Source organism: Methylogaea oryzae, from assembly GCF_019669985.1.
GTDB classification, from domain to species: Bacteria; Pseudomonadota; Gammaproteobacteria; order Methylococcales; family Methylococcaceae; genus Methylogaea; species Methylogaea oryzae.
In genome coordinates this window covers 2,980,612-2,993,606 of sequence record NZ_AP019782.1, presented here as the reverse complement: position 1 = coordinate 2,993,606, position 12,995 = coordinate 2,980,612, and the positions used below count along the sequence as shown (strand labels likewise).

At 65.9% G+C, this 12,995-nt stretch carries 6 protein-coding genes; all 6 read left to right on the top strand.

Features of this window, described 5'->3' with window-relative positions; genetic code table 11:
* Nucleotides 1-44: 44 nt before the first annotated feature.
* The 6 genes from K5607_RS13050 to K5607_RS13025 all read left to right on the top strand — a co-directional run bounded on the left by K5607_RS13050 (nucleotide 45) and on the right by K5607_RS13025 (nucleotide 12,981).
* Nucleotides 45-1,652, top strand: a complete 1,608-nt coding sequence (locus tag K5607_RS13050; protein ID WP_221047279.1) for a methyl-accepting chemotaxis protein — start codon at nucleotides 45-47, stop codon at nucleotides 1,650-1,652.
* A gap of 75 nt (nucleotides 1,653-1,727) precedes the next feature.
* Nucleotides 1,728-3,371, top strand: coding sequence for a bifunctional metallophosphatase/5'-nucleotidase (locus K5607_RS13045; protein ID WP_221047278.1), 1,644 nt, complete (start codon nucleotides 1,728-1,730; stop codon nucleotides 3,369-3,371).
* A gap of 460 nt (nucleotides 3,372-3,831) precedes the next feature.
* Nucleotides 3,832-6,093, top strand: coding sequence for an efflux transporter outer membrane subunit (locus K5607_RS13040; protein WP_221047277.1), 2,262 nt, complete (start codon nucleotides 3,832-3,834; stop codon nucleotides 6,091-6,093).
* Between the two features lie 32 nt (nucleotides 6,094-6,125).
* Nucleotides 6,126-7,748 carry a helix-turn-helix domain-containing protein gene (locus K5607_RS13035; RefSeq protein WP_221047276.1) on the top strand — a complete coding sequence of 541 codons (1,623 nt, stop codon included), beginning with the start codon at nucleotides 6,126-6,128 and terminating at the stop codon, nucleotides 7,746-7,748.
* Nucleotides 7,748-11,611, top strand: a complete 3,864-nt coding sequence (locus K5607_RS13030; protein WP_221047275.1) for a peptidase domain-containing ABC transporter — start codon at nucleotides 7,748-7,750, stop codon at nucleotides 11,609-11,611. The genes K5607_RS13035 and K5607_RS13030 overlap by 1 nt, the downstream gene beginning before the upstream one ends.
* Nucleotides 11,611-12,981: an HlyD family type I secretion periplasmic adaptor subunit gene (locus K5607_RS13025; protein ID WP_221047274.1), complete on the top strand. Its 1,371-nt coding sequence runs from the start codon at nucleotides 11,611-11,613 to the stop codon at nucleotides 12,979-12,981. The genes K5607_RS13030 and K5607_RS13025 overlap by 1 nt, the downstream gene beginning before the upstream one ends.
* Nucleotides 12,982-12,995 lie beyond the last annotated feature (14 nt).

Here is a 12,995-nt window from a genome sequence, read left to right as displayed (position 1 = left end):
GTGTTTATCCAATCCCACCGTATCGCCGCTTGCCGAGGTTTCCCATGCAGAACGGACTGTCCATCCAAATCAAAATTCTCGCCAGCATCATCACCATTTCGCTGGCGTCCCTGGTTTGCGTGACATGGCAGTCGGCGAGCAGCGAGAAGGACGTGGTGTCCCGTTTGGTTGAACAGCGCGTGCTGGACACGGCGCGGGCCTATTTCGACGGCCTGAACACCATGATGCTCACCGGCGCCATGGGCCAAAGCGGCGTCTTGCGCGACAAAACCCTGGCCCATCCCGGCATTACCGACGTGCGCCTGATCCGGGGCAAGGCCATCGCCGACGCTCACGGCGCCGGGGCCCCCTGGCAAAGCGTGGCTGACGACCTGGATCGGCGCGCCTTGGCCGGCGAGGCCATGACGATACGGGGCAACGACGCTCGGGGCCGGACGATTACCGTCCTGGAGCCGATCAGGGCTACCGCCGATTTTCGCGGCACCAATTGCTTGGGCTGCCACAACGTGAAGGAGAACACCGTGCTGGGCGCGGTGCGCGTCACTTATTCCCTGGCGGCGCTGGATGAGGAAATCCACAGCAAAATCCTGGCGACGGCCGGCATCAACCTGGTGCTGCTGGCGTTGGGCATGACGCTCATCGCTTGGCTGATGCGGCGCATCGTCGTGACGCCCCTGGTCCGCATGAGCGAAACCATGCGCGCCATCGAGAAGAACGCCGATCTGGCGCAACGGCTGGACGCGGACAGCGGCGATGAAATCGGCGTATTGGCTGCGGCTTTCAACGGCATGTTGGCGAATTTTTCCCTGAGCTTGGTCAAGGTGGCGGAAGCGGCCGGGGAACTGAACCGGGAAATCGGCAAAATTTCCACCGTCGCCGGCCAGACCACCGCGGCGGCGTTGGAGCAGCGCGCGGAAACCTCGGCGGTCATCCATGCCATCGGCGAACTGGAAGCCACGGTGAACGATGTGCGCAGCGGCGCCGACAACGCGGCGGCGGCCTCCGTCGAGGCGGACGGCGCGGCGTCGGAAGGCGCGAAGGCCATTAAGGAGGCCATCGACGGCATCTACGGCTTGGTGGGGGATATTGAAAACGCTTCGGAAGTGATCAAGCAGCTGGATGACAAGAGCAAGGGCGTCAGTTCCGTGCTGGACGTTATCCGAGGCATCGCCGAGCAAACCAATTTGCTGGCGTTGAACGCCGCAATCGAAGCGGCCAGGGCGGGAGAATACGGCCGCGGCTTTGCCGTGGTGGCCGACGAGGTGCGGACCCTCGCCACCCGTTCCCACGAATCCACCGAGGAAATCAAGAAGATCGTCGATCAGTTGCAGGTGGAGGCGAGGAAAGCCGTGGCCGTGATGGCCCGCGCCAAGGAAATCGCCGAGCAGCGCAGCGAGCAAGTGCGCAGCACCGACCAGGTGTTGGTCCTGATCGCCGACCGGGTGGCGGATATCCGCCGGCTCAACGCCCAAATGGCCGGCGCCGCCGACGAACAAAGCGCCGTGGCGCAGCACGTCAACCAAAGCATCGGCAACATCAGCCAATTGGCCGAACGCACGGCGATGGACGCCGAGCAGACCAACGCGTTTATCGGCAATCTGGTGGGGTTGGCGCAGGGGCTGGAACGCTTGGTCGGACGCTTTAAGCGCTGACCCGCGCCGCCGTTTTCCCATTCGGGCGCGGCCGCGTTGGCCGGCGCCGACCGCCATAAAAACAGGAAGCCTCCCATGCGCAAACCGCTCGCCGCCGCTCTGATTTTATCCCTGGCCGTGACGGCCGGCTGCACGGCGTCGCGGCCCGGCGCCGCGCCCGCCGGCGGCTTCCGCATTCTGCAAATCAACGATACCTACAAAATCGAAGGCCTGGAAAACGGCCGCATCGGCGGCTTGGCGCGGCTGCGCACGCTGCGCAAACGGCTGGAGGCGCAGGGCCAGCCGGTGTTGGTGCTGCATGCCGGCGATTTGCTGTTTCCGTCGGTGATGAGCAAATACCTCAAAGGCGGCCCCATGGTGAAAATGCTCAACCTGCTCGATGGGGACGCCGCCGGCTTCGATTCCAACTTGTTGGTCGCCTTGGGCAACCACGAGTTCGACGACAAGGATCCGGGCGTGTTGCTGGGCAGGATGGCCCAGTCGGACTTCCACTGGCTGGCGTCCAACGTGCGTTACCGCACCAGCGTTGAAGCGCCCGGCGAAGCGTTCGGCCAACGGGTGGAGCGGGTCAAGGACGGCGTGGTGCGGGACTTGAACGGCATCAAGGTGGGCTTGTTCAGCCTCACCCTGGACGTCACCCAGCCCGAGTATGCGGTCTACCGCTATCGGCCGGAAGCCGAGCGGCGCGCGCTGGTCGAGGAGTCTATCGCCAACCTGCGGCGGCAGGGCGCGCAGGTGATCATCGCGCTCACGCACCAGGATTTGGACGACGATATTTGGTTGGCGCGGGAATTCCCCGCCATTCACCTCATCGCGGGCGGTCACGAGCATTTCCACATCCAGCAGCGGGTGGGGAACACCTGGATCACCAAGGCTGACGCCGATATCCGCAGCGCCATGGTCCACGAGGTGAACGTGGCCGCCGACGGCGCGGTGAGCGTGGCGCCGCGCCGGGTGGAATTGGGCGACGACGTTGCTCCCGATCCGTCGTTGTCGGACGCCGTGCAGGCGCAGTTGGACGAGTTGGTGAAGTCCGTGCGCAAGGCCGGCGGCGAGGATTTGACTCGGGAGGTGGGGCGAACCGCCTATTTGCTGGAAGGGGAGGAAACTTCCGTGCGCGGCCGGGAAACCGCGTTGGGCAATTTTCTGGCCGACGTGATCCGCCAGCGTATGGGCACGGACATCGCCTGGGTCAACGGCGGCTCCATACGCATCAACGACAATATTCCGCCGGGCCCCATCACCAACTATCACGTCGCCGGCATTTTCTACTACGACAACGATCTGGTCGCCATGGAGTTGACCGGGGCGCAAATCCTCGATGTGTTGCGCAATTCGGTGTCCAAGGTCCATCGGGGCGACGGCCGTTTTTTGCACGTGTCCGGCCTGCGTTTTCGCTATCACGCGGACGGCGCGGAACCCCCGTCGTATCGCATCGAAGCGGAGGACGTGGCGGTGTCGGGCAAGGGCGGCAAGACATACGCGCCGCTGCAACCGGGCAAAACCTACCGCGTCGCCACCAGCGAGTTTCTGTGGGCGCGCGGCGTCGAGGACGGCTATGCGCTGTTCGCCGCCGGCAAGGGCGGCACCAGTCCCCGGCGCATAGACTCGGGCAAAGCGGTTAGCCAACGCCAAGCTTTCCTGGACGCCGTCGCCCGTTTACCCAACCGCACGGTGACCAGCCAAGTGGAAGGCCGTATCGTGCGTGTCGATAAGTAATATTGATTACATGGCCGCAATACCTTAGGTTTATCATTATGTAATAGGCTGAATCCCTGGATTTTGGCCGATTTCCGGCGCAGACGGGATATTGGCGCGTGAAGCGCGTCACAAAACCGATTCCGCACGGCCATATCGCGGCTTTTTTCGCAACACCCCTGGGAGCGCCGTTGGGCATCACGCCGGGGTGGCTATCTAACCCATTGTTTACGAATGGAAAATCGCTACGTTAAGGGTGCGCTGATGGGGTCGCGGCGGTTGGCGCGTCGTGGGACGTCGATCGCCGATAATGTGGCATCGGTTTTGCTGTATCCAGCTTAAGTCTTTGCTTGTCCTGGGGAAGTCCTACGTGGGTAGGGGGAACGTTATAGAAAGCAGCCTGCTTGGATGTTCGGCGCCTTCCGTTATTGCCCGCCCGCAGCGTCCGCTCAAGGCGAGCTCCAGGCCGTCGCTGCTCGCCATGCTCGTGGTGCCGGCCCTGCTGCTGTCGACCGGTTGCGCCCTCAAGCGCAGCCGTTACGACGTGCCCACCGCGCCCCTGCCGGAACAATTCAAGCAGGCGGCCAAACCCCAGGCGGGGCAAGGCGCGCCGCCCAAAGACGAACGGTCGGCGGCCGCCGCGCCGGTGGCGGCCATGCTGGACCAATGGTGGCGCGCCCTCGGCAGCGACGAGCTGAACCGCCTTGTCGATCAGGCCCTGGCCAACAATCAGGATCTGCGCATCGCCGTGCTGCGCATCGCCCAGGCCCAGGCCCGCGCCGATCAAGCCTACGCGCAGCAATTCCCGGTGATCACCGCGCCGATGCAAGGGCATCACGACTCTCCCTCCAACGGCATCAACTCGGCGACGGGATTCGGCACCGCCAAGGATCGCCAATACGTGCAGGGCGGCGCTCGCGGCGATTGGCGCGTCGATCTGTGGGGAGAGCTCAGCGCCCAGTCCGATTCCGCGGAAATGCAAATGTGGCGCGCGACCTATCAGCGCGACGATACCCGCCGCACCCTGATCGCCAGCGTGGCCAGCCAGTATGTGGAATACCTTTCCCTGAACGATCGCCTCCGCGTCGCCCACGAAACGGAAGCCGCCTTGCAGGCCCTGCTCGACGCCGTCAGCGCGCGTTTGGCGGTGGGCGACGCCACCGTCATCGAGCTGGAGCAGCAACGCGCCGCCGTGCTGGTCGTTCAGGCGACGATCCCCGGCTTGGAATTGCAGCGGGAAAACGCGGTCAACGCCTTGGCGCTGTTGCTCGGGGTCACGCCGAGTTCGCTGGCCCTGTCCGACCACGGCATCGACTCGCTGTCCTTTCCCGGCGTGGCGGCGGATGTGCCGGCCAGCCTGCTGCTGCGGCGGCCCGACGTGCGGGTGGTGGAGGCGCGCCTGTTGTCGGCGGATGCGGACGTCGACGTGGCGCGCGCCCGCGTGTTACCGCCCCTCGACCTGAACGCGCAGTCCGGGTGGGGCATCCTGGCCTTGGGGCACTTGGTGACGCCCTACGGCGCCATTTACAACCTGGCCGCCACCTTGACGGCGACGATTTTCGACAACGGCAAGCGCACCCAGGAAGTGGCGTTCGCGCGGGCTCTGCATGAAGAGTTGGTGGAAACCTATATGCGCGTCATCTACACCGCCGTGCGCGAAACGGAAGACGCGCTGGCCAATGTACACAACAACGGCAAGCGGCTGGAGGCCCAGCAATTGGCCACCGAGGCGGCGTTGCGCGCCTGGCAGGCCAGCCAGGACTCCTTCGGCGTCGGCGACCTGGATTTTTTGACGCTGCTCGATACCGAACGCACTTATCACCGCAATCTGGACGAGTATCACCGCGTCCGCATGGAGCGTTATCGAGGCGTGATCGCCTTGTTTAACGCGCTGGGCGGCGGCGTGCCGCAGGGCGGCGCCTTGCCGGGCGACGGGGATCGTCCCCATGGCGCCGTCGCCGCTTCCGCCTCGGCGGCGCCCGCGGCCGGCATCGACTGGAGCGAGCCGGTGGACGACGAGGAATACTGGTTGGTGGAGCTGGCGGGGTTGCAGGACCGCAGCGGCGTGAGCCACGCCTGGCAGGATTTGCAGCAACGTTTCCCGCAATTGATGGCGGGCCGGGTGCTGTTGCCGCGCTTGCAGGGGCGGGTGGAACAGGACGAGCAGGAGCGCGCCGCTTGGTACCGGCTGTTCGTGTCCCGTTTCGCCGACGCCGAGCAAGCCGCCGCCTTCTGTCGGGAATTGAACGGCAAGCTGGTACGCTGCCGGGTGGTGTCCTCCAGCGCCGACGAGTTCAGCGATGCGCTGGCCGACAAGCCGCCGCAGCCATCGCCGCTTGCCGATCCGCCGCGACAGGCGCCCGCGCAATCCGCCGCGGCGGCTCCGGCGCCGGCCGACAGCGGCGCGGCGCAGCCGTCGCAAGACGCCGAGCAAACACTATCCGGCCAAGCCGAACCGTCCGGCCACGAGCGCAAGCGGCGCCGCTCCAGGCATTCGCGCCGGAATCGCCAAGCGGACAGCGTGGACGCGGCGGGCGTCGGTTCGGCGGAGGCGTTGCCGCAATCGGCGGCGCTGTCCATGCCGCCGCCTTCCGAGCAAGCGGTCGCGCCGGACGCGGGCGATCCCTTGCCGTTGCCGGAAAGCGCCGATGGGACGGCGGCGGTTGAGGCGGAACCGTCGGCCCATCGGCACAAGCGCGGCAGGTCCAAGCACAAGCGCCATCGGCGGGGGGGCGCGTCGTGAGCACGGGCCGCGAGCCGTTTGACGGGCTTGCCATGGCGAACGCCCTGAGCCGGGCGGGCGACCAGCCCGAGCTGAGCCCGCGCCAGCGGCAAATTCTGGAATTGCTGAAAGCCGGCAAGGTGAACAAGGAAATCGCCAACGAATTGGGCATCGGCTTGGGCACGGTCAAGCAGCACGTGGTGGCGTTGTTCAAAAAACTCCACGTGCGCAACCGCACCATGGCCGTGTCCCAAGGGCTGAATTTGGCGGCCGAAGCGCCGACCGAGCGTCCTCCCGTGATCGACGGCCTGCTGGAGCGGCGGCCTTGCGTGGTGTTGAGCCTCGGCTTGCCCGGCAACGCGTCCCCGGACGCCGTGGGTTTGCTGCACAAAACGCTTTCGGCGTTTGCTTTCGAGCACGACGCCCTGTTCCTGGCGCGCAAGGACAACGCCGGCGACTTGATTTTCGGCTTGCAGCGCGCCACGGAGCAGGACGTGTACAAGGCCCTGCGCGCCGCCGGCACGGCGTTCGACGCGCTGGCCGAATGCGCCGAGGCGCGCGCCGGCTTGCGCGGCGGACTGACGGCGGGGCTCGCCATTGCCAGCATGCACCGGCGCGGCGGTTGGTCCGGGGAGGCGGTCGCGAGCAGCGTGATCGCCCAGTCGCGGGATCTGGCGGACGGCGCGGCGCCCGGTCGGATCGTGCTGGGCGCGGCGGCGGAGAATCTCCTGCGGGTGCTGGGGCCCGGCGCCACCGGCTTCACCCTGTCCGCCTTGTCCTTCGAGGCGGTGGAGCGGTTGCCGTGGCCGGCCGGCGGCGGCGAGCCGCCCCTGGCCGGCAGGGACGAGGAGCTGGCCTGCCTGGAAGACCTGTTGGCCGAAGCGGCCCAGGGCCATGGCCGGCTGGTTTATATCGAGGGCGAAACCGGCATGGGCAAGTCGCGCTTGTGCCGCCACGTGGCGGAGCGCTGCCGTTCGCTCGGCGGCGAGGCGCAGCATTTCGTTTGCCAGCCGGAGAGCCGGCTGAGCGGCTTGTACCGCTTTCCCGACGGCATCCCCTGCGGGCCGCAGACCTTGTCGCGCAGCCTAGCCGCCGCGCCCCGCCGCCCTCCGTCTGCGGTGATCGTGGACGACGGCCACCTGCTGGCGGCGGACGCCCTGGCCCGGCTGACCGAGCAGGCCGCCCGGGCCCAGGGCAAGCTGGTGGTCGTGACCGCCCGCAAATTCCCCAAATCGGCGGCGCGGCCCAGCGCTCAGTTCAAGCTGGGGCGTTTGCCCCTGGAGGCCATGGAGGCGCTGGTGGCGCAACTGCCCTGTTCGCAGGACGCCGACCAAGCGGCGTCCGTGGCGCGGCAAGCCGCCGGCGTGCCGTTGTTCGCCGTGGAATTGGCCCGCCACCGCGGGGAGGGCGCTTTGCCGTTGGCCTTGCGCGTGGTGATCGGCGCCCGCATGGATAGCCTGGGCCTGGACCGCGTTCTGTTGCGCCAGTTGGCTCGCGCGGCGACGCCTTGCGGCGAGGCCGAAATCGCCGCCGCCTTGCGGGAAACGCCGGAGGCCTTGCGCTACGCCATCGAGCAGGCGGCGGCCGGGGGCGTGTTGTCGCGGGACGAGCAGGGCGGCTTGAGTTTCGCCCACCCTTTGCTGCGGTTGGCGGTGGAGCAGTCCGGAGTCGAATGATGGCGTGGCCGCGTTTCCCGTTGCAGTCGTTCCGCGATTCGCCTCTGTTGGACGTGTTCCGCTCGCCGGAGCTGCGGCGCGTGCTGCCGGTGCTGGCCCTGGCGGCCTTGTTGTACAACGTCCTCGGTTTGGCGCTGCCCATGGCAATCCTGCAAATCATGGATCGCGTGGTGCTCAACCAATCCATGGAAACCTTGGCCATCCTCGCTATCGGCGCCGTTTTCGCCCTGGTGATGGAGGAAATCCTGCGCGAGGTGAACGGCGTGGTGACCGGTTGGCTGGGCGCCCGTTTCGAGCACAAGGCCAGCGTGGAAGCCCTCGACCGGCTCATGCGCGTGTCCTTGCAGCGCTTGCAGCAGGAGGAGTCGGGGGCTCACGCCGAGCGCATCGCCGCCACGGCCAGGGTGGCCGAGTTCTATTCCGGCCAGGCGCTGCTGGTGCTGTTCGACATCCCGTTCGTGCTGATCTTTCTCGCCATGATCTACACCATCGGCGGTTGGCTGGTGCTGGTGCCCGGGACGCTGCTGAGCATTTTCATTTACGCCATCGCCCGCTTCGGCGCCTGGTTGCAGCGCCATGTGGAAAACCGCCATATCGCCAACGACCGGCGCCACAATTTCCTGGTGGAGGTGTTGTCCGGCATCCATTCGGTGAAGACCATGGCCATGGAGGCGCAGATGGAGCGCCGCCACGAGCGCTTGCAGGCGGCCAACGCCGAAATGAGCCAGACCATGTCCTACGGCAGCGCCATGGCCTCCGCCATGGGGACGCTGTTTTCCCAGATCATGATCGTCGGCATCGTGTTCGCCGGCGCCTTGGGCGTGCTGGCGGGACAGATGACGCCCGGCGGACTGGCCGCCTGCATGTTGCTGGCCGTGCGCTCCCTGCAGCCGCTGCGGCGCGGTTTGACCATCTGGTCCCGTTACCAGTCCTTCGTGGCGGCCCAGGCCCGCCTCAAGGAAATTGCCGATATGCCCCTGGTGGACGACCCGGCCAAGCCGGCCCTGCCGCCGGTGCGCGGCGGATTGGAGTTGCGCAACGTGACCTTGCGGCGCAAAGCGGGAGCGCCGATTTTCGACGACCTCTGCTTGACCATACGCGCCGGCGAATGCATCGCCATCCAAGGGGACAGCGGCAGCGGCAAGTCGAGCCTGATGTCGTTGTTGAACGGCATGAATCAGCCGGACGAGGGGCTAGTCCTGGCGGACGGCCATAGCTTGAGCGAGTTTTGCGCCGACAGCGTGCAACGGGAAATCGGCCTGTTGCCACAGACGGGGGCGTTGATCGCCGGCACGCTGTTGGACAACATGACCATGTTCGAGGACGACCGGAAAGAGATCGCCCTGGGCATCGCCGCGCAGCTGGGACTGGATCGCTTGGTGGCCGGCATGAAGCTGGGTTATGAAACGCCGCTGGGGGAGGCCAGTTCCGAAAGCTTGCCGACCGGCGTTCGGCAAATCATCGCCATCGCTCGCGTGCTGGCGAAAAATCCCAGCGTCATCCTGTTCGACGAGGCCAACAACTCCCTGGACATGGAAGGCGACCAGCGTTTGCTGGAGTACGTGAAGCAGCTCAAGGGCCGTTGCACCGTCGTGCTCATCACCCACCGCCCTTCCTGGCACAAACTCGCCGACCGCACCCTGCGCATCGCCGACGGCAAGCTGGTGGAGGGATTCGCCGCCGCTTCGTTCGCCGCCGCCAATACGGAAAACGCCGGGTCTGCCGTCAGGGATAGGCCGCCCCCCGCGGACGATTTTTCCACCATCATCCGCGAGCACTACGACGAAGAGTCGGACCTGTCCCTGTGCGTCTCGCCGCTGTTGCGCGCCATCGGCTGGCAAGGCGGCGCCAGGCAGCTGATGGTGGCCATGCCGCATATGCAACGCAGCCTGGACATTTCCGGCCTGTGCGCCACCATGGCCAATTTGGGCATGCCGCCCTACGATTTCGCCGGCACCCTGGCGGGGCTCGATCCCCGCCTGATGCCCTGCTTGTTCGTTCCCGAGAAGGCGCCGGCCAAGGTCGTCCTGGAGCGGTTGCCGGACGGACGCGTGCGCTGTTTCGACAGCGGCGTGGCCGGCGAGACGGCGCTGCCGGCCGACGCCGGTCCCGGACGGGTTTATGTTTTCAAGGAGCAGGAGAAGGTTACCGTCCTCTCGCGCCATGAAACCAATTTTTTCGGCGCTTTGCTGCGGCGCTTCCGCCGCCACATCGTCCTGGCTTTCGTCCTGACCGTGCTAAACACCGTGTTCGCCTTGGCTCCGCCGTTGTTCGTCCGTAGCGTCTACGATCGGATTTTGCCGGCGGGTGACGTGCGCATGGAGACTTACCTGCTGTTCGGCGTATTGATCGTGCTGGCCATGGATTTCCACGTGCGCAGCCTGCGCGGGCGGGTGATCGCCCACACCGGCGGACGGGCCGACTATATCGTCGGGACCAGCGTGTTCAGCCGGGTGATCAACTTGCCGGCCAGCGCTACCGGCAACGTGTCGGTGCGCCGCCAAGTGGGGCGTTTGCGCAATTTCGAAAGCATGCGCGATTTTTTCCTCGGCCCCCTGGCGGTGATCGCCTTCGACATGCCCGCCAACCTGCTGATGGTGGCTGCCATCGGCGCGATCAACCCCTGGGCGCTGCTGGCGGTGCTCGGCTCGGGCCTGGTGTTTTTCCTGCTGGGCCTGGCCACCCGGGGCGTCAGCGAGCGGGCCATCGCCCGATCGTCCCAGGCCTCTAGCTTGCGCGCGGAATTTCTCGACGAAGCGCTGACGCAGATGAACGCCGTCCGCGGCACCGGCAGCCGCGCTATCTGGGTGGAGCGCTACCGCGACTTGAGCGGCAAGGCGGTCATGGCCAACTATCTCGACGCCCAGGTGCATTCGCGCCTCAGCGGTTCCGCCCAAGTGGTGGGCAGCTTGTCCGGGTTTTCGGTGCTGGTGGTGTCCGCGCTCAGTTCGATACAAGGCGGAATCAGCAGCGGAACCATGATGGCCACCATGATGCTGGTGTGGCGTTTGATCAGTCCCATGCAGAATCTTTTTCTGGCCGCCACGTCCATGGTGAAGATCCGCTCCAGCATGCAGCAGGTGCAAAACCTGATGCGCTTGGCCATCGAAGGGGACGGCGGGGTGCACCAGACCATTCGTCCGGCTTCCCTGGGCGCTATCGGCTTTTCCCGCGTCTCCTTCCGTTATATGCACGACGCCGACCCCACCCTGCTGGGGGTGAATTTCAACGTCGAGCCCGGCCAGGTGGTGGTGATCGCCGGTCCCAACGGCTCGGGCAAGTCGACCGTCCTCAAGCTGCTGATCCGGGCTTTCGTGCCGCAGGCGGGCACCATCCGCCTGGACGGCGTGGACATCCGCCAGCTGACGGTGGCCGACCTGCGCGCCCGCATCAGCTACATGCCGCAGGTGTGCGATATTTTCTACGGCACCATCAGCCAGAATTTGCGCCTGGCCCATCCTTCCGCCACCGAGGCCGAAGTGCAATGGGCCGCGGAAATGGCCGGTTTGCGGACGGAAATCGAGTCCATGCCGCGCGGTTTCGCCACGCGCATTTCCAATAGCCAATCGGAATTGCTGCCCAACGGTTTCCGCCAGCGGCTGGCGCTGGCGCGGGCGGTGCTCAAGCCGGCGCCGGTGGTGATCATGGACGAGCCCGGCACCGGCATGGACGAGGCCGGCGAACAGGCGTTGCAGCGCTGCATCGAATGGTTGCGCGGGCGCTCGACTTTGTTGATCGTTTCCCACCGCCCCGCCCACATGCGCTTGGCCGATATTACGATTTACCTGGAACGCGGTTCCGTCGCGGCCATGGGCCCTTTCGACAGCATCAAGGGAAGGTTGATTCCCGGGACGCCAAAATAATGCGTAAACAGCCCCCTCCACTGGATACTCCGGACGCCGCGGAAAATTCGCCCATTCGCCTGGGCAGCCGTCAGCGCCACTTGCTGGCGGACAGCGTGCACATCGAAGAGGAGTTCATCCCCGACTTCATCCGCCCCATGCTGGGCTTGGGCGCGGTGATCGTCGTGCTGTTTTTCCTCTGGGCCAGCCTGACTCACGTTACCGAGGTGGCGAGGGCGCCCGGGGAGGTCATTCCTATCGGCAAAAGCAAGACGGTGCAGCACTTGGACGGCGGCGTGGTGCAGGAAATCCTGGCCGAGGAGCGCATGCTGGTGCAGGAAGGCCAGGTGCTGCTGCGCCTGGACGGCAGCCAGGCCCAGGCGGAGCTGCGCCAGACGGCGGCGCGCCTGGTCGCCCTCAAGCTGCGCGCCGAGCGGCTCAGCGCCTTCGCCGACGGGCGCGAGCCGGATTTCCGCTCCTTGGCGGGGCCATACGCCGATTTGCTGGCGGACCAGGTGACGATTTACCGCAACCAGATCGCCACGCGCGACTCCACCCTGTCCATACTCGATCGCCAGATCGAGCAGCGTAAACAGCGTATCGCCCAATCGCAGACCGCTTTGGCCGCCGCCAAGCAGCACCAGGCGCTGACCGGGGAAATGGTGCGCATGCGCGAAGACCTGGCCGCCCGCCAGTTGGTCAAGCGCACCGTCCTGCTGGAAACGCTGCGGGCCAAAGTGACGGCGGACAGCGAGGTAACCCGCATCCGGGAGGATATCGGCGTTTCCCAGCAGGAATTGGCGGAAACCCTCAACCGCCGCGAGGACACCATCAACCAATTGCGCCACGACGCCCTCAACGAAATGGGCTCGGTGCGCGCCCAAATCGCCGAGGTGGAGGAGTCCATCCAGCACCTCAAGGCCAAGGTGCATCGTTTGGTCATCACCGCTCCCCATCGCGGCTACGTGCAGGACCTGAAGGTGCTCACCCTGGGGCAGGTGATCCAGCCGGGCGCGGTGCTGATGCAGATCGTGCCCGACGACATGCCCCTGGAGGCGGAAATCCACATCCAGCCCAAGGACATCGGTTACGTCAGAGCGGACCAGCGGGTGAATCTCAAGGTGCTCAGTTTCGATTACTCCCGCTACGGTTTCGCCACCGGCGTCTTGAAGCGCGTGGCCGCTTCCAGCACCACCGACGACAGCAACCAAACCTTTTATCGCGGCTGGGTGACGCTGGATCATCCCTACGTCGGCAAAACCCCCGGCCGCAACCTGCTGCAACCGGGCATGGGGGTGGAGGCGGAAATCCTCACCGGCGAGAAGACCGTGTTGGCCTACCTTTCCAAGCCCGTCATCGACGTGGTCACGCGCTCTTTCCACGAGCGCTAACGCTAAGGATCATC

What these genes read in the sequence shown, in the direction of transcription:
- K5607_RS13050 (WP_221047279.1), top strand. Translation starts at nt 45, where the DNA reads ATGCAGAACGGACTGTCCATCCAAATCAAAATTCTCGCCAGCATCATC.
- K5607_RS13045 (WP_221047278.1), top strand. Translation starts at nt 1,728, where the DNA reads ATGCGCAAACCGCTCGCCGCCGCTCTGATTTTATCCCTGGCCGTGACG.
- K5607_RS13040 (WP_221047277.1), top strand. Translation starts at nt 3,832, where the DNA reads ATGCTCGTGGTGCCGGCCCTGCTGCTGTCGACCGGTTGCGCCCTCAAG.
- K5607_RS13035 (WP_221047276.1), top strand. Translation starts at nt 6,126, where the DNA reads ATGGCGAACGCCCTGAGCCGGGCGGGCGACCAGCCCGAGCTGAGCCCG.
- K5607_RS13030 (WP_221047275.1), top strand. Translation starts at nt 7,748, where the DNA reads ATGGCGTGGCCGCGTTTCCCGTTGCAGTCGTTCCGCGATTCGCCTCTG.
- K5607_RS13025 (WP_221047274.1), top strand. Translation starts at nt 11,611, where the DNA reads ATGCGTAAACAGCCCCCTCCACTGGATACTCCGGACGCCGCGGAAAAT.